The 18,334-nt window shown below is 28.7% G+C and carries 19 protein-coding genes; 4 read left to right on the top strand and 15 right to left on the bottom strand.

What is annotated here, in order from left to right; translation table 11 throughout:
- Window positions 1-249 precede the first annotated feature (249 nt).
- Window positions 250-444 (bottom strand): YwbE family protein, encoded by a 195-nt coding sequence (locus V6137_RS15530; protein WP_425448869.1) that lies wholly within the window; start codon window positions 442-444, stop codon window positions 250-252.
- 282 nt (window positions 445-726) lie between these two features.
- On the opposite strand from V6137_RS15530, the gene V6137_RS15525 reads away from it, so the two are divergent.
- Complete coding sequence (locus tag V6137_RS15525; protein WP_425448868.1) at window positions 727-1,491, top strand: GNAT family N-acetyltransferase; 765 nt, start codon at window positions 727-729, stop codon at window positions 1,489-1,491.
- A 54-nt stretch (window positions 1,492-1,545) separates the two neighbouring features.
- Here V6137_RS15525 and V6137_RS15520 read toward each other — a convergent pair whose 3' ends face one another.
- The 7 genes from V6137_RS15520 to V6137_RS15490 all read right to left on the bottom strand — a co-directional run bounded on the left by V6137_RS15520 (window position 1,546) and on the right by V6137_RS15490 (window position 8,195).
- Window positions 1,546-2,244 carry a pirin family protein gene (locus V6137_RS15520; protein WP_425448867.1) on the bottom strand — a complete coding sequence of 233 codons (699 nt, stop codon included), beginning with the start codon at window positions 2,242-2,244 and terminating at the stop codon, window positions 1,546-1,548.
- A 152-nt stretch (window positions 2,245-2,396) separates the two neighbouring features.
- On the bottom strand, window positions 2,397-3,818 hold the full coding sequence (locus V6137_RS15515; protein WP_425448866.1) for a sensor histidine kinase: 1,422 nt from the start codon (window positions 3,816-3,818) through the stop codon (window positions 2,397-2,399).
- Window positions 3,818-4,519, bottom strand: a complete 702-nt coding sequence (locus tag V6137_RS15510) for a response regulator transcription factor (RefSeq protein WP_425448870.1) — start codon at window positions 4,517-4,519, stop codon at window positions 3,818-3,820. The genes V6137_RS15515 and V6137_RS15510 overlap by 1 nt, the downstream gene beginning before the upstream one ends.
- A gap of 158 nt (window positions 4,520-4,677) precedes the next feature.
- Entirely contained in the window at window positions 4,678-5,502 is an 825-nt protein-coding gene (locus V6137_RS15505; RefSeq protein WP_425448865.1) for a S41 family peptidase, read from the bottom strand.
- 19 nt (window positions 5,503-5,521) lie between these two features.
- The gene (locus V6137_RS15500; protein WP_425448864.1) at window positions 5,522-6,043 is read right to left on the bottom strand and encodes a hypothetical protein; all 522 of its coding nucleotides are present in this window, start codon (window positions 6,041-6,043) and stop codon (window positions 5,522-5,524) included.
- Between the two features lie 200 nt (window positions 6,044-6,243).
- Window positions 6,244-7,344, bottom strand: a complete 1,101-nt coding sequence (locus tag V6137_RS15495) for a DUF4037 domain-containing protein (protein ID WP_425448863.1) — start codon at window positions 7,342-7,344, stop codon at window positions 6,244-6,246.
- Window positions 7,345-7,358: 14 nt separating this feature from the next.
- Entirely contained in the window at window positions 7,359-8,195 is an 837-nt protein-coding gene (locus tag V6137_RS15490; RefSeq protein WP_425448862.1) for a hypothetical protein, read from the bottom strand.
- A 296-nt stretch (window positions 8,196-8,491) separates the two neighbouring features.
- Between V6137_RS15490 and V6137_RS15485 the strand changes: the two genes are divergently transcribed.
- Complete coding sequence (locus V6137_RS15485; protein WP_425448861.1) at window positions 8,492-8,974, top strand: hypothetical protein; 483 nt, start codon at window positions 8,492-8,494, stop codon at window positions 8,972-8,974.
- 129 nt (window positions 8,975-9,103) lie between these two features.
- Here the strand turns inward: V6137_RS15485 and V6137_RS15480 are convergent, their stop codons facing one another.
- The 4 genes from V6137_RS15480 to V6137_RS15465 form a co-directional block, all read right to left on the bottom strand.
- Window positions 9,104-9,325: a YdbC family protein gene (locus tag V6137_RS15480; protein ID WP_425448860.1), complete on the bottom strand. Its 222-nt coding sequence runs from the start codon at window positions 9,323-9,325 to the stop codon at window positions 9,104-9,106.
- Between the two features lie 117 nt (window positions 9,326-9,442).
- Window positions 9,443-10,270 carry a GDSL-type esterase/lipase family protein gene (locus V6137_RS15475; protein ID WP_425448859.1) on the bottom strand — a complete coding sequence of 276 codons (828 nt, stop codon included), beginning with the start codon at window positions 10,268-10,270 and terminating at the stop codon, window positions 9,443-9,445.
- Between the two features lie 12 nt (window positions 10,271-10,282).
- Window positions 10,283-11,287, bottom strand: coding sequence for an ABC transporter permease subunit (locus V6137_RS15470; protein WP_425448858.1), 1,005 nt, complete (start codon window positions 11,285-11,287; stop codon window positions 10,283-10,285).
- Window positions 11,280-12,194 carry an ABC transporter ATP-binding protein gene (locus V6137_RS15465; protein ID WP_425448857.1) on the bottom strand — a complete coding sequence of 305 codons (915 nt, stop codon included), beginning with the start codon at window positions 12,192-12,194 and terminating at the stop codon, window positions 11,280-11,282. The genes V6137_RS15470 and V6137_RS15465 overlap by 8 nt, the downstream gene beginning before the upstream one ends.
- A gap of 204 nt (window positions 12,195-12,398) precedes the next feature.
- Between V6137_RS15465 and V6137_RS15460 the strand changes: the two genes are divergently transcribed.
- A complete protein-coding gene (locus V6137_RS15460; RefSeq protein WP_425448856.1) occupies window positions 12,399-13,460 on the top strand; it encodes an XdhC family protein in 1,062 nt (353 codons plus the stop codon).
- A 350-nt stretch (window positions 13,461-13,810) separates the two neighbouring features.
- Here V6137_RS15460 and V6137_RS15455 read toward each other — a convergent pair whose 3' ends face one another.
- From V6137_RS15455 to V6137_RS15445, 3 genes are all read right to left on the bottom strand, one after another.
- Window positions 13,811-14,341: a hypothetical protein gene (locus tag V6137_RS15455; RefSeq protein ID WP_425448855.1), complete on the bottom strand. Its 531-nt coding sequence runs from the start codon at window positions 14,339-14,341 to the stop codon at window positions 13,811-13,813.
- Between the two features lie 169 nt (window positions 14,342-14,510).
- Window positions 14,511-15,986, bottom strand: a complete 1,476-nt coding sequence (locus V6137_RS15450) for a DUF92 domain-containing protein (protein WP_425448854.1) — start codon at window positions 15,984-15,986, stop codon at window positions 14,511-14,513.
- A gap of 205 nt (window positions 15,987-16,191) precedes the next feature.
- Window positions 16,192-17,082 carry a class I SAM-dependent methyltransferase gene (locus V6137_RS15445; RefSeq protein WP_425448853.1) on the bottom strand — a complete coding sequence of 297 codons (891 nt, stop codon included), beginning with the start codon at window positions 17,080-17,082 and terminating at the stop codon, window positions 16,192-16,194.
- A gap of 192 nt (window positions 17,083-17,274) precedes the next feature.
- Between V6137_RS15445 and V6137_RS15440 the strand changes: the two genes are divergently transcribed.
- On the top strand, window positions 17,275-18,300 hold the full coding sequence (locus V6137_RS15440; RefSeq protein WP_425448852.1) for an S-layer homology domain-containing protein: 1,026 nt from the start codon (window positions 17,275-17,277) through the stop codon (window positions 18,298-18,300).
- Window positions 18,301-18,334: the final 34 nt, after the last annotated feature.

Below are 18,334 nucleotides of genomic sequence, written 5' to 3'. Positions count from 1 at the left end.
CGTTATATTTTAAATATCATTTGATTACTGTTTGTCAAGGGCGGCTACGGTGGACTTAGTATAATTCCACTGGTTTATCCCAGTATTATCCATAACATTAGTTTTTCATAGAACTTTTTACATTACCTAAATAAATGTACATTTTTAACTTTTTAAAAGCTAAATAATTAAATTATCAACTTATGACTATACTATATAATATTTCATAAAAAAATAAACCTAACTAAAGTTAGGTTTTAGTTAGGTTTATTACTTTAATATTTCTTTTACTCTTCCTACAGTACCATCTTCAAGCATTACCTTAATTCCATGATGGTGATTAGGTGAATTTGTTAGAATCTTTTCTACTATTCCTTCTGTTAGTTTTCCTGAACGCTGGTCTTGTTTTTGTACCACTTTAACTTTTATACCCTTTTTTATATTTTTTCGTTTGGTTCCTTCCATGACTTCACCTCTTCTTATTTATTGATGAAAATTAATCTATTGTCAATAGATTAATTTTCATATTAAGTCCCATTATATTCTCGACCTACAAACATTATATCATTTTTAATATGATATCTGTAATCTCGTCTCAAGTAAACTTACTTATAAACAATCTATGTTGCTGTAAACCTAGCAAATCAAAATATAATAGGGCTAATTTACTTTCAATGTATACATTATATAGGATTAAATGTTATAATTACCATACTAGTAAATATAGCTGGATATAAGGGGGATATTATGAGTATTAATAAACAAAAAATGTTAGAAATCATAAGAAACCAGTTAGCGATAGATATGAACTGTAACATAGAAGACTTCACTAAAGATGGAATAGTGTTTTGTGAGGCAAAGTCAAATGAAGGCAGAAGACCTTTTGTTAGACAATCTCCTTTTCTTGAAGTTGTAACAATGGGAAAAAGTACAATTATTTCAGCTGATAGTAACATTTTAGAAAAGGTAAGGGCATTACTAGAAAATAGAACTAGGGAGGATATCTTTGTAGCTCCCTTTTTATTTGGACATTCCTTATACTATATCCCAGATTGTAATAGTCTAAAAGAGTTGTCACTCCCCGAAGATTTTACCTGTCACATAAAAGAAGGTAAGGAAATACATGGGCTATATAAAGTTCCAGGTTTTGAAAATGCAATCCAATATGATGTAAACCACCCTTGCCCCGATGTAATTGTTATGTATGCTATGTATAATAATAAAATCGTAGCAATGGCAGGAGCTTCCGCTGATAGTGACTTAATGTGGCAGATAGGTATTGACGTATTACCAGAGTTTAGATATAAAGGGCTAGCTACAAGCTTAGTTAGTAATTTAGCCATAAAAATTATGAAAAAAGGAATAGTTCCGTACTATTGTGCTGCTTCCTCTAATATAGCATCTCAAGCAGTGGCATATAAAAGTAGTTTCATTCCAGCTTGGATGTGTTCCTATAAAAATACATTTGATGGACAAGGGCCCTATGGGGAAGATATAGAGATTAATTTTTAATAATATTAAGGGAAGCTTAAGCTTCCCTTAAATTTATTAAAAATCCAAGTCCTATTATGATTTTTCCATCTCAATTATAATAAAATGAGAAGTTTCCTCAGCCTTTATTATAATATCTTCTTCTATTATCTCCAAAGCATCCCTCTCGTTTAATTTTACACTGTTGATTTGAGATGAACCTTCTATTTGGACTAAATATGCCTGCCTATTACTATTTACCACAAAATCTATTTCTTTTTCCTCATCTAATTCTAATACATAAAAATTAGCGTCTTGGTTTATTTTTATAGGTGCTTCACCGGTTTTAGATGAAACTATATTAAGCCAAGTATTCTTCCTTTTCTCCCAATCAAATTTATAGTCCCCATAATTTGGTTCATGTCCCTTTCTATCTGGAGTAATCCATATTTGTAGTGACCTTATGGCTTCATCCTCCAAGTTATGTTCACTATGATATACCCCTGTTCCAGCACTCATATATTGAACCTGTCCACGACCAATTTTCCCTTTGTTTCCCATGCTATCCTCATGGGTCAATTGGCCCTCTATTACATACGTTATGATTTCCATATCCTTATGGGGATGGGTATCAAATCCTGTATTTCCTTTAATTACGTCATCATTCAAGACCCTTAATACACCAAAATTTATATTGTCTGGATTATAATAATCTCCAAAGGAAAAGTGATATGTGGCCTTAAGCCAACCAAAATCTTTTTTTCCCATTTCTTTATGATCTATTTTTCTTAACATTTAATTTAACCCTCCCTTTCCTAATTTTAGTAATATTACTACTCGTAAATCTTTATTTAATATAATTTTCTAATATCTTTTTATATTAGACACATTAAATAAATACCCCTTAAGCTATTTTTTTATTCAATAATTATTAGCTTAAGGGGTATTTATTTGGTTTTATTATCTTGTTCAATAGGTATAGTAAAGTAAAATGTACTTCCTTTTCCTTTTTTACTATCCACCCATATATTCCCTTTATGTCTATCTACAATATACTTACATATTGAAAGACCCAGTCCAGCTCCTCCATAGTCCCTTGATCTAGACTTTTCTCCTCTGTAGAAACGTTCAAATATCATTGGTAAGTCCTCTTCTAATATACCTTCCCCATTATCCTTTATATAGACCTTAAGATAATCATCCATAATAACTGAGCCTGCTTTTATTTTTCCAGAATTTTTAATGTACTCTGTGGCATTCCCTATAAGATTGTCAATGACTTGACTTATTCTATATTTATCTACTTTTACTGGTATCGATGGTAAGGGATATTCTATTTCAAAATCTATGTCACTATTTTTAAATTCTAGTTTATAATTTTGAAGTATATCTTCTATTAGATCTTGACTATTATACTCCTTTATATCCATATTCATTTTGTCTAATTCCATTTGAGAAAATTGAAACAAATCATCTATAAGATGGTCAAGATAATCAGACTTGCTTTTAATAACAAATAAATATCTATCAAACATTTCTTTATCTTTTGGGACTCCATCCTGTAACCCCTCTACATATCCCTTTATAGATGAAATAGGCGTTCTTAAATCATGGGATATACTGGCAATTAATTCTTTTTTTAATTTTTCATCTTGAACCTGCTTTTCCAAAGATTCTTTAAGTTTTTTTCTCATTGTGTCAAAGGCTCTACAAAATCTCCCTAATTCGTCTCCTTTATAATAGTTTATTTTGAAATCCAAGTTTCCATTAGCTATGTTTGAAGTTGCAACATCAAGTTCCTTTAGAGGTTTTAATATACTCTTAGATATATTCCGTGTGAATGTTATTATTAGAGTTATTAGAGACAAAAAAGCTACTGTTATAATTATCACAAAACCAATAATCATTTTTAAACCAATATTAAAAGGGTATGTAGAAGAATCTGCCCGTATTAAAATCCTTCCTACCTCATTTCCCTGTACCTTTAATAAACCTTCATATTCATATAGTTTTAAACTTGATAAAAATGATTTATTTTTATCATCCATTTCTTTTTCTCTCAAAATTTCCTTTGCAACCTCTGAATTAAATAATATTTTACCATTATAATCTAATACTTTAATATAAAGCCCATACTGTTTTATAGGCTTCTCTAATTTTCTATAAAGGCTATTATAGTCATCTATTAATGAGTAATTATCTTCAACCCTAGTTTTAATATCTCTACATATTGCTCCAGTTTTTATATCATTATCGCTATTTGCTATTATCGTAACTGTAAAAAGAAATCCTGCTACTATAAAAACTATAGGTACTATAATTACAAGTATAAATGCTATAGATAGTTTAAATCTTATGCCTAATTTCATTACTCTCCTCCATCAAATTTATACCCTACTCCCCATACAGTTTTTATGTACTTAGGCTTTTTAGGATCTTTTTCTAGTTTTTCTCTTATCCTTCTTATATGTACAGTAACTGTGTTTATATCTCCATATTCCCTATATCCCCATACGTGATTGAATATTTGCTCTCTAGTAAAAACTTGATTTATATTAGTTGAAAGATATGTTAATATTTCAAACTCTTTAGCTGCAAGGTCTATTTCTTTCCCGTCGAGATATACATTATATGCCTTAACATCTATTTCTAACTTTTCAAACTTTAATATGTTTCTATTATCCTTAGGGGATGACAACTTAGTATATCTTCTTAACTGAGCTTTAATTCTTGCAACAACTTCACTGGGACTAAAAGGTTTTGTAATATAATTATCGGCGCCAAATCCCACTCCCAATATCTTATCCGTTTCACTTTTTTTCGCACTAAGCATCAATATTGGTATTGTAGACTCATTTCTTATTATCTTACATATTTCTATACCATCTAACTTAGGCAACATAATATCTAATATTGCTAATATAGGATCATACTTCCTATAAGCCTTTAATCCTTCCTCCCCATCAAAAGCTAATATTACTTGAAAGCCTTCCCCTTTTAGGTAATCCCTTATTAATTGTCCTATCTCTTTCTCATCATCAACTATAAGAATTGTTTTATTATTTACTATATATCATCTACCTTCCTAAAATGTCTTTTTATAATATATTTTACAATTATTTCTATAAATCCTTTGATATGCAGTAAAACGTTATATGTTTTTTCAACTAATAATATTATCCTTTTTATCTCCTATAGTTTCATAATCCTCTAAAACACTTGAAAATACTAATTCTTAGTTATTTCTACTTCTTTTATTGCCTCATATACATCATCTATCCCTTTCATAAAATTCTCAAATGATGGCTTAATAATGACATCGGGAATAAAGTTTTTAGAATAGTTTGGGGAGAACTGAAAGTACTTTGTTGAATACCAAATTTCTAGTTTAGAGTTGGGTAACTGTAACATTCTTCGGTTCCCATATCCATTAACATTACCGCCAGTGGGTTCACCATAAAAAACCGGATTCAGCTCCCTTTGTAAATCCAAGCATGCCATAACTCCAGAGGAATAAGTTTCTTTTCCTGTTATAACAAATGTTTTTCCTTTTATCCTTTCTATCTTATTTAGTTTATCAGCCAATGAGGTCATTAAAGTGGATACTCCTCCTCTATTGTATCTTAAATCTATTATGAATTTTTCTATATCCTTATTGTTAATTTCCCCTATTAATCCTTCAGAAAACTTATTAAAATCAGGCAATAACCTATAATCTCCATATACCTTTTTCCCCATTTTCCCCATATCTTTAACTATATTTCTATCTTTGCATTTATTATATTGAAAATATAATATCTTATCTTCTAGCATAAATCTATACCAGTAGTAATCTGGATATTTATTTTTTCCATTCTGTTGTGGCCAGCTGGGATTTTCAGGCAACATTTCTTTTATTGTCACCATATTTTTATTAGACAGTTTTTCTGGTTCTATTTCTACCTTTTCTACTTTATCACTATCATTACGTAAACTAACTTTTATTGTATCGTCAGATGTGATATTTAAAAACTTTAAAACATTAGGTCTTAATATGTAATCAACATTTTCCACCTTAAGCCATTGTTCATTTTCATGGGAGATTAGTAAGTTTACTTTTTTTCATTATATCTTCAATAGGTATATTATTTATGCCTATTAATTCCTTACCTATAAAATTTTTATATTTTTTATGGGTTCCAATTACCCTTAGTTCACCGCCATACCATGCTGTTATTAGTGGATATAACTTTTCATTTTGGGTGAAGCCAGGATCTAGGAAAGTATGGGCATCACCTATATTTGCTATGATTTTAGATAATTCATATTTTATCTCATAACCCTCAAGTTCTGAAATCCTATTTTTTAAATCAGAAATTTCTTTATTAAAATCTTCTTTTTTTAAAGTATGATATATATTTTTATGCTTTTTAGGTAATTCTTTTTGTAAATAGTCTATATCTTCTAGCCACTGTTGATTAGTTATATTATCTACTATATTAGACTTTCCCTCATCTATGTTAGAATTAGCCCCAGGCGTATCACATGCTGTCAAAACTAAAATTAATAATAAAAAAATTCCTATATAGATTTTTCTCTTTATTCTTTTAAACATAATCATCTCTCCCTTAATTTAAAATATTAATGATGCCTCCTTTACCTCTATCCCCTAGGTGTATTAACTTATTTCTAATTACATTCTATACATTAAAGATTAATAACTACTTATTAAAATATTAACAAATTATTAACTCTAAAAAAATTCTAGAAAATAATTTAAATTATTTTCTAGAATTATATATATAAACTAAGTTCCTATTCTATAATACTTCTGTTTATTTCATAGCTAACTCCATAATAGGAATCATCAAATAACTCAACCCTTGATAGTAATTCAAGATTCTTAATTTTGTCCCAATCAATCCTATACCTTATCTTTTCTATTACCCTTTCTGAATCAAACCCTTTATAACCCCTATTATAATAATCTATTATTTTAGACTTCACAGGTTCAGTTATGTTGACAGAATTATGTAACTTAACTATTTCAATGTAGAAATCATTAAGATAACTCACCTTATTCTTTATATCCCCAGATACTACTTTTTCAATTAAGTCTTCCACTCTATTTGATATATCTAGTTTCTTAAAAGCAAGTCCAAACCATTTACTATATGGATAGTATTTCTTTTCATAATAAAAACATAACTTCATAAACTTATTTAATATCCTACTTATGATTATCATAGCCCCTGCCATATCTCGATTTTCAATACATCTTCCTACAAAGGCCTGTTCTTCATTAATAGATGTCCATAAAAAGAAGATCTTTAAAAGTATAATATCCCTTGGGTAGAATTTAAGTTTCTTCCTTGCCTTCGTTAACTCCCCTATACCATCATAAAAAACCTCTCCACTGGTTAATTCCAATAAATTTTGGATGGGATAGGACATCCAATCAGAAAAGGAAATTCTAGAGTCTATATCAAAGGATATGTCTCTATTAAAAAAAGATTTAACAGTTACAATTTCTATAAAATGATTAATAGGATATTTCTTTGTAAATTGCATATAAGCATTATTAAACCATCCTTCTACAGCCTTGTAGTTAGTGGGAAAGCCTTTATATTTAAAGGGTAGATTGTATTTAAATAATTCATCTAATTTATTATGATAACTTTGAAAATCCTTTTTCTGTAAAAATATTTGTAACCTTGGACCCCAAACATGATCCGTGGATTTGTAGTCATCAAATCCTAAAACATCTGAGCAGTGGCCTATAAGAGCTGCAGCATAGTTAAGATTTGGAAATTTTTTATCTATTAATGGTTTTATAACATCAAAATAAAAGCCTCTATTTAACTTTAACCCTGGTATAAATTCTTCTGAATTTTTACAGACAAATATATCATCCATCTTTTTATATCCTCCTATTGCATATTATATATATCTATAATTTTATATCCTGATATCTCCTTAATTAAGACCCTATTATCGTTTAAAATCTCTTCAGGGATTATATATTTCCCTTCATTATACTCGATTAGATAGTCAGCAGAATAACTTGAACACTCATATTTATACTTATTTATATACAAAATCTCTTTATCGTAATCTATGCTAAAGTCTGGATTTATAACCCTATATCTAACATGCCTTTTTAGTCTTATACCATCTGATATATATTTAAAATTGTTATGTCCTATATCATCCTTTAAGTCCTTTATATTCAATAAAATTTCATTATAATATTCCCTCAATAAACCAGCTTTGTACAATTCTAAATACCTGTTATCAATAACCAATAATATGGCCGAATATATAAGTTCTAGACCTAATTTGCTAATTAATAGCTTAAAATTTGTTCCCTTAAATTTATAGTTAATTAATATTTCTTTGCCATTAAAACTAATATGGCTTTTAGAATGTACTGTAGTATTCCTTAAAACCTTTAATATTCTGTATAATTCTTTCAATATAATATCATAATCTGTTGTACAAGGTAACTTATCATACTTCCTTCTAAATGATAACCCTTCATACTGTTGATTTTCACTATCGATATATGCGTCAAACAAAGAGAAGAAAATTATAGAATGGATTATTAAGTTGTCATTTAACCTATTTTTATTAAATGATTCTTCACAGGTGATATTAACTGTTTGTGTATTATTTGATAGTTCTACTTCCCTATGCTCAGGTAAATGAAATCTAACATCAGATCTCTTTAAAAACTCAATAGTTTTTATAATAAAATCATTAATCATTTTATCCTTCCTCTTTCATATAATATATTTTAGATCAATTATTAATTTCTATATATATAATACATTTTCCTTTATCTTTTTAATATCTAAAATTAGACTAAGTATTTTTGATACTACGAGACAGTTCATTATAAAGTGTTATACTTATGTTTTAAATTTTATATTCTGTTTTTAAGTATTTTATCTTTTTTCCTCTTAATATATCTCCTTGTCTACATATGATTTATGTTATAATAGAACCAAATATAACTTGTCCATTAAATAAATAAGACTATCAATTATGAGAGGAGCTAAAAATGAAATCTAGAAAAAAAATAGTATCTATTGTTATATTAATTGTGGTAATTACATTAGTTATAGGATGTAATGATGAAACAGGCAAGGTTTATTCTGACGAAAATGAAATATCAGCTAAATATGATACTTTTTCTTTAGACGAAGATAGTGAAACTATTGAGCAAGGAAAATATAAAGGAACTTTTAAATTAAGTGGCATGGGAACCATATGGAAATACCAAAGTGATGATGATATTAACTTAGAAGTTCCATATAAATTTTCAGTGCAAAAGGGAAAGGCAAAACTTGTTTTGATTTCACCTGATGATACAATTGTAAACCTTATTGAAATTACAAACAGCTCTTCAGAAAAAAAGGAAAAGTCTTTGACTTTACCAATAAAAAAGGGCCTAAATCGTATGAAAGTGGTTGGACATGATAAAGCAAGTATTGATATGGAAATACAAATAGACAAGGGAAGTTTTAAAAAAATAGGATTTTAATAAAGATTATACATAACCAGTAGGGGGAATATAGTTAACTATATTCCCCTTTTTAATATGTTTTTTAAGTTTAAAATAATATATATAATATTTTTTAATGAACTGTCCCTAGCTTGTCCAATTAATCCTCTATAGTTCCATATCATTTAATATATCTCTAAGTTCCTTTAATTCCTCTTTAGTAAATGTAATACCCTTTCCCATTTTTTCATGTTCAGGTGCCCAATCTCTCAAATCATACTTCGGTTTCCTGGTATTCCAACTAATTAAATTTAACTCCTTAGTCCATCCCTTTGGTGACTGTGAGATTTTTCCTAACTCTTCTATTATCTCATACTTTATATTTGCCATTTTATATCCCTCCATAATATTCATCATTGATTCTATTACATACTAGTCTATTTCCACATAAAATAATTAAACTCCTTTTATATTAATTAAATATTTTTATGCCAAATAATGTAGATATCATTCTACTATTTCCTTATTTATAAAAAGAGGTTTTATTACATCAGTCATTCTTTCCCCGATGGCCTTATAGCCTAAGCCATTGGGATGTAATCCATCGGGGGAAATAAATCTTTCAAAATTTAATTTAAATAGATCATATGAAGGTACATATATTGCCCTTTTATCCTGCTCTATAAGCTTTTGAGTCTTAAAGTTCCACTCCATTAACTTTTCTGTATTTAATATTTCTTCATTATTATAATCTAAATTATATAGTCCTAAAAATAGTACAACACTATTTGAGTTTAATTTTCTTATAGAACCCATAATTTTTTCTAGGTTTTCCATATACTCATTAGAAATTTCTTTATAGGCCTCATCTCGCTTACCTAACTCTACTCTTTGTATTCCCCTTAAGTCATTTCCACCTATAGATATAAAGATTATATCCGCTTTTTTTATTCCTTCCTTTATCTTATTATCCCTTAGTTGTTTTGCTAATTCTGCAGACTTCATTCCTTCCACTGCTACATTATTTAAATTTATATCTCCATTGATTGTACTCCTTAAAAGCTCAACTAGATTACCTACAAACCCTTTTTTACTTTTATCTCCAGTTCCTCTAGCAAGGGAATCACCTAGGACAAAAAATTCTATATCTTTTTCATCTAATTTAATATTTTCCTTTATAACCTCTTTCTCTTTATCACTTTTCTCCTTTGCTATAGGTATATCCTCCACTTCCTTTGCTCCTACTTCAAAGGCTTTATAAAAACCCCCAGCAAAAACTCCAAAACCTAATACAAATAAAAGAACAATGGAATACCAAACAATTTTCTTAGACATAATTACCACTCCTTAAGCTAATATATCTTTTTTTGTAAATACTAAAAAGGCTACAGCTACAGAAACCAGTGCCCATCCCAATAGCACAATTGTAGAAAAGGTCATGCTAAGGCCTTCAACCTGTTGCATTGAACCTGATAAAAAATCAGTTAAATTTAGATTTACTGTAAAGATATATCGTGTAAATTTCCAGTCTCCTATAAAAAAGCTTAAAAAACTACCCCCAACTAATGTTGACATCATTATTCCAATAGAAGCCGAAGTACTTCTCACAACAACCGACACCATTAAGGAAATACATCCAATTACAAAGGATACAAAGTACCCAATAGAATATACCATAACCATATACTGCCATTGAGGAACATTCCTTACTGCAGAAGTATTTAATTGGTTCCCTACAATTTTAAACCCTGTGATGACTGGCTCGTTAAATCCTCCATATCTAAAAAGAACCATAGATACTATAAATGATATAAGACCTATTAATAAAATTATTATCATTTCAAGTATTGTCAAGGCAAAAAGTTTACTTAAAAGGATTTTCCACCTTGGAACTGGTCTTGTAAGTAACATTTTTATAGTTCCCTTGTTTGATTCCCCAGATACAATATCTCCAGCTAATAAGATAATCAGAAGGGGAATAAATAAAAATATAGATTGCTCAACAAATCGTGTCATAAAGCGTCCTGAACTGGAGTTAATTGGATTTACATTATTATCAAGATAAAACTTAAGCTGTTCTGCCCTTACCTTTATAGAAGCCTTTCCTTCCTCTGGAATGTAAGGATTATCAAGTCTTTCTTCTAAATCTATAAGTTGTTGCTCCGTAATACTTCTCCAGTTATCTACATTCTCAATACCAAATCTTTTTCCCACTTCGTCTTTCCTTTTATTCAATGTGTACTGCTCTCCGTAGGCGAAAAGGGAAATAAATACAATTAAAATAGCCATAATAACATACAATCTCTTTTTTAAAATAACCTTCATCACTTCATTTTCCACTAATTTAAGCAATTTCATCCCCCTCTGTAATTTCAAGAAATAATTCTTCTAATGATTTTTGTTGATTATATACATATTTTACCCCCACATTCTCCTTAAAAAAGGTCCTATTTATATCCTTTATAAGATCATCATCTATATATGTATTTATCCTATTTCCCTCTACTATAATGGACTCTATATCCCATTTTTCTTTAAGTATTTTTAGCCCTTTGTCCACATCTTCAATTTCCCAAGTTACAGACTTCTCACTTAATAAATCCCTTACATTTGCTTTCTTTACAATAAGTCCTTTTTGAATAATAACTACCTGGTCACACATCATTTCTATCTCTGATAAAAGATGACTTGAAACAAATACAGTCATCCCTTCTTCATAGGCTAGTTTTTTAATAAGCTTTCTAAACTCATTAATCCCTGAAGGGTCTAACCCATTGGTGGGTTCATCTAGTATTAATAACTTTGGCTTTTTCAAAAGGGCCTGGGCAATACCTAATCTCTGTTTCATCCCTAAAGAGTAAGTACTTACTTTATCCTTTATCCGATTTTTTAATCCTACTAAATCTACAACTTCTTTAATCCTTCTTTTCGTAATCCCCTTTTCCATGGCAGCTAAAAATAAAAGGTTATCAAGTCCCGACATATAATCATACATTTCTGGATTTTCAATAATACACCCCACATTGGACATAGCCTTCACATAGTTCTTTAATATTGAACTTCCACATATTTTTACATCTCCAGATGTGGGACGAATTAATCCTACAATCATTCTTAAGGTAGTAGTCTTTCCTGCTCCATTTGGTCCTAGAAATCCAAAAACCTTCCCAGATTCTACAGTGAAATCTAAACCTTTTATAATAGGATTCCCTCTTATCTTTTTTGTTAACCCTTTCACCTCTAAAATTGGCACTTCCATCTGATCCCACCTTTATTTTAAATATTATTTCTATTCCTATAAGAATACCCATTTTTACAGATTTTAATAACATCTTACGCAAATTCTATTCTAATTTGTCCTATGTTTGTTAAATTTGTAAAGTACCTATACTTAGAATATAATAAACTTATAAAAATATTTAGCTTATTAATAAATTTAATATAAACTGGAAGGTGAGTAGATTTGTTTAAAAATACCTATGATAATCTAATGAACAAGTTAACGGAAGGTAAAAAAACTGTATTGTTAACTCATTTAAAATGTGAAAATGATAAAAAAGGTTCCATTATAAAAAAAGAACTTATGACTAGATATGATATACGATCTTCTTATGAAGATGAACTTAATATGAAAATTAATAATGCTTTAGTTACAGGTAAAACTAATATTTATAAAACAAAAGACAATAGCATGATTTTAATAGAACCTTATTTTCCAAAGCCCCGGTTAATTATATTTGGAGGTGGACATATTGCTAAACCTCTAGTTAACTTTGGTACTAAAGTAGGTTTTTCCACTACTGTTGTTGATGATAGACCTTCCTTTGCTAACTTGGGTCGTTTCCCCAATGCAAATGATGTTATTTGTGATAGCTTTGAAAATAGTTTCAATCAATTTAATATTAGGGATTCAGATTTTATAATAATTGTTACTAGAGGACATAGACATGATGAAGTTTGCCTTAGAAATACCCTTAAATATAGTCCTGCATACATAGGTATGATTGGATCTAAACGTAGGGTTAAAGGCATAAAGGATAAACTTTTAAATGATGGTTATACCGATGATCAGTTAGACCAAGTTAATGCTCCTATTGGTCTAGATATAGGTGCGGTTACTCCTGAAGAAATAGCTATTTCAATAATAGGAGAGGTTATTAGTTACCGTAGAATAAATAAAACTTCTGATAAAACTATCAAAAAAGTTAATTGGCCAGAATTTGAACCTGACATTATTAATAACCTATATAAAGAAGATGATGTTCCTAAGGCACTTGTTACTATCATTTCTTCAAAGGGTTCAGTCCCTAGAAAAGCGGGAGCCAAGATGATTGTTTGGTTAGATGGAAGAACCTTAGGTAGTATTGGGGGAGGATGTAGTGAAGCTAGTATAATAACCAATGCTAGAGATATAATACTAGAAAAAGGCTATGCTATAGAAGAGGTTGATATGACTGCTGACATGGCAGAAAAAGAAGGTATGGTCTGTGGAGGAAAAATGAAAGTATTAATAGAGGCCCTTTAATATACTATTTAATTTTAGCTTAGTAAATATTAACAAATACACCTCTGGCACTTCTTTGTTCAGTTCAGAGTGTAAGGTACAGAGAACACGTATGTAGTGAGTCCATAAATATGTGTAGGGATTCAATACATTGAATCCCTTAGGTCTTATTCTAGAAGATCTATTATACCAAAGACTGTACTTTTAAAATAATTTTATTATTATACTGTACTATATGTCATAAAGTTGTCCTGCATATATTCAAGACCTATATATCCTAAACATGAAAAAAGACCAACTGACTGTATATCAATTAGTTGGTCTTTTTTCATATATTCAAACTACTAAAAACTTAAGCAACAATTAATTTACTATTTTACTTCTGTTTCCCCAGTTACAGTAGCTTCTTTTTCTAATTTAAATGATTCTTTGTACTCATCTTTAGCAAAGTAAACATTTCCTTCTACTTTAGCATCACTAAGAACAAATCCATTAGATTCAACATAGATATCTCCTACAAAAGTACCACCTTGGAATTTAGTGTTTGGACTTTTGATAGTTAATTTAGGTGCAGTTATTGTATATCTTTCTGTTATATTATGCTCTTCATCTTGGGCATAAGGAGCTATCTTACGATATAACTCTTTACTTTCATCACCTTTATTTCTAAATTCCCCTTCTACAACAAGCTCTTCATCAAATGTTAAATCATTTAATGTAGCGATGATCCAAGTACCATCTTTACTTATTGCTTCTGTAAAAGCATCTTTTTCGTTAACGATAGAAGCAGTTGTTACAACATCGGCATTAGTATCCTTTGCTTCTGGCTCCTCGTCAGCACCACAACCTACTAATAGTCCTGCACTTAAAGTTAATGCTAATAATAGTTTCTTATACTTCATTAATAATTCCTCCTCGCTTATATCGTGTATATTTTTTAACTACACACACCTAATTATAACATTATAACAGTGAAATAACAAGTATATTGTCTTTTTTGTAACAATTATACCTTCACCATTGTTGTTATTTATATATTCCCGTAATATACAAACTTAAACATTTTATTTTCTATATTAATATAAATAGTGATAGTAAGGTAGCTATTATTATACTGATTATATTTACAATGTCGTTGTTTATATATTTAACTCCCCTTTTTAATTTTGTATTTTTGCCATTAATATATTTCTTCTCTGTCTCTTTATTTTCTTTATCCACATATATTCCCTGTATAAATGCTCCTAAGGCTGAATCTATCATTGAACCCATAAGCCCAAATATTGATATGAGCAATATATATATTACCTCTACCCTAATATCTAGAATAAAATTTATATATAATGCAGAATATATACCTATTAATAGGGATCCCATAAATCCCGCAAATGTCCCTAAAAAACTTACCGCCCCCGACGTCCCCTTAGGTACCCTCTTAAAGTTCCTCAGATGTATGGGGTTTCTATTGTCTAACACTCCTATCTCGGTGGACCATGTATCAGCATTAGCTGCAGCAAAGGCTATTGTAAATAAAATTAAATATATGGGATTATCTGAAATCATATACAATATCCCATATACTAATCCAACACCTCCATTTGCAAATACTTGGGTTATATCCCTATTTCCTGTTTTGTCAAACTGCTTAGCAACTACTTCTTTATTACTCTTTTTATAATGACTTAGTCCTGAAGATGATATGAAAAATAAAATCATAGTTGAAGCTCCATAAAATCCAGTGGTTAGATATATTCCAGTCCCTAAAATAATAGCTCCTATCATACCACTTTTAGTTAAAGATTTCTTTTTATATGCCAACAATCCTATAATTCCACTAAATACTATCCCAACAACAAATCTATATCCATAAATAATCATATTATTATCAATTGATAATAATAAATATAAAAATAAACTACTTATTAATGGCACAGTTATATTATCAAGACCATAGGGTGTCACCAGTTCAAATATAGTAGCAATAAATGCTGTGATGATGGAAATAATCAGTACATTTCTACTAAATCCAATAACAATAATCAATCCAATAGCTGTTACTACAAATGATACCATAAACATGGTAGTAGTCCCTATAATAGATTTAGTATTATTGCCAACTTTAAATTCATTAAGCCCATATTTAATACCTATTAGTGCAGCTAATCCATCTCCATATCCCATTATAAGAATTCCCACAGCTCCTATGTAGATATTTCTTTCCCAAAATAGTAAAACCAAAATCAACAGAGATATAGGGTAATATACAGTCCCTAAAGATTCTTTGTTATTCCTTTCTATACTACTTATATAGTCTTTTTTATATGACATATAGTTTAATAATATAAAAATAATTGGTGGTATTATAGCATAATAGATACTATCTATAGTTAGCATAGCAATAATCCACCAATTAGATACCCCTATATGTACAAATTTTCTACTAAACTCTTTATGGGACTTTCCAAATTTATTTAATATCTCTCCTATAATAATTATTATAAAAACAAATACAAAAGATATAATAAGTCCTACTAAATTCTTGTTCAAATGAGCTCCTCCTTTGTTTTATTAATTTAGTTACTAAAAATATTATATATTATTAGGTAATTTACTTCAATTTATGATATATCTAAATAAAACAGTAAAAAATCCTATTTAGCTGTTAAAAGCTAAATAGGATTTTCATATTATTGAAACTTTAATTTTAACAATCAATAATTTATAATTAACTGTCCCTTGCTTGTCCTTTAATTTACTTTCTGCACTTAGCTACTACACTGGCAAACCATTCTCCCTCAATGGGGATTAAATCAAGCTCATTTTTTTCTCCTATGCTCTCACCTATATTTATTATCTTTACATTTGAAAAATTAACTTTTTCATGACCATTCTTCACATCTTTATAGGTTAAATGGGAATCTTTAATATTTATATCCACCCCATTTTTTTCTTTAATGGCTTTAACTATTTCATAGACTTTATTAACATTTTTTATTATAATATTTGTATTTAATAAATATTTGTTTTCTTTTAAGACTCTTCTAGCCTCAGTTATCCCCTGTTGTATAAGTTCCATCATATTAGCAATTCCAGACAATGATACTGCCATATCTATTGAACTATCCATAAAAGGTAAGTTAGTGGCATCACAGGCTATGTAATTTACTTTCATATCGGGATTTATATTTTTAGCTTTAATCCTATCATATTTTAATACTTCAAAACTCAAGTCTACACATATTATATCTATATTACTATCTATTTTTTCTACTAGCTTTGTTAATAACATTCCTCTACCCGTTGCTATATCTAGTATGGTATTAGGTTTATTTTCTTTAATACTATCTATAATATATTTAATAGTTTTTTCCCTTAAGTCAATTTCATTATCCGGTGTTTTTTCAGTTATCCTTCTATCTAATTCTTCATAATCCATCTTTTCATAGCTTTCAGACCAATTATTAAATTCCTCTTGCTCTTTGGAATTAAAATCGATTATACCATCTCTTATAATCCAATCATACCCTTTATCACAGCTCAATTTTCCTTCCAACACTTCTTCTTCATCCACTTTAGTACTTTCAAGTTCTAACTTACCTTTACAATGTGGACATCTTAATAAATTAACAATATTTTTATACATTTTATCCCCCCTGAAAACTTAGATTGATTTGGAAATTCAGTTCCTTACTTTTAATATTAATCTTTCTTTTATTATATGTTCTATATTTTTCTTTTTTTCCCTCTTATTATCTAAATAACAAAAGTTTTTTGAATAAAGTTTTCCATTTGTTAAATAATATTAAGTAAATCTATAAATACTAGGGAGGTCACTATGAAAAACTTATTATTAATAGGAAGTCTATCCTTATTACTCAATTCCCCTTTTACAATAACTAATGATTTAATATCTGTTAAATCAGCTAACGAAACTTCAATTATCGGGGATATTAATACCTATAACAGTGAAATTATTGGTTTATCCCATGGAGATATAATATCAAACAATAGAATAAACTGTATATATAAGGATAATGTATCTGATATAACTAAAGATATGTATTATAATTTTAAAATAATTAATAGGGATAATAATACTATAACCTCAAATTTTTATGACTATAGCCTAAAGGAAAATGACTATAAAGAAAATAAAGAAATAAAAAATATATTAGGTAATGGAAAATATCTATTAGAAATTACTGCTTTTGAACTAACTGATTTTCCTAAAAACTACAAAAGTAATACATATGGGACCATGAATAGTAGAGTAAAAGAAGATATGCAAGCAGCTAAAGGTTATTTAGAATATAACAAAAAAGTTATTTCCTTTGAAATAAAATCAGATTCAAAAGGTTCTAACACTCCATCTAATTGGGCTAAGAAATATATTAATATGGGCATTCTATATACTCCTTATAGTTTAGACTCAAACTATCAAGCTAAACTTACAAAAAAAGAATCTATAGACTTATTATTATCTTTTTATAAAAATTACTTTAATAATATATATAGTTTTAATATGTATGAAGGAAGTGTAATTAAAAAATTTAGATATACTAACGATAACGCATTTTCATCAACTAACAATATTACCAAAGAAGAGTTCGCTATTATGTTGATAAATATGATTAGGGATACTGGTTATGAAACCCAAGGGGAATATCTAAGTAAATTTAGAGATTATAAAAATATAACTAATTCATCCAAAGAAGCTATTTCCTTTTTAAATAAAAATGAAATTATCACTGGATTAAGAAGTAATTTTAATCCTAAGGATTTTATTACTAGAGAAGAAGCTATAGTAATTATAGTTAAATTAGGTGACTATATTAATTCTTTATTTGAAAATAAATACTAAGTAACCAAAGTTCAAAGAAAGTAGCAATGGTTAA

The sequence above is a fragment of the Dethiothermospora halolimnae genome, assembly GCF_037577855.1.
Classification (GTDB): Bacteria; Bacillota; Clostridia; order Tissierellales; family VENL01; genus Dethiothermospora; species Dethiothermospora halolimnae.
This window is presented reverse-complemented; position numbering and strand designations above follow the sequence as displayed.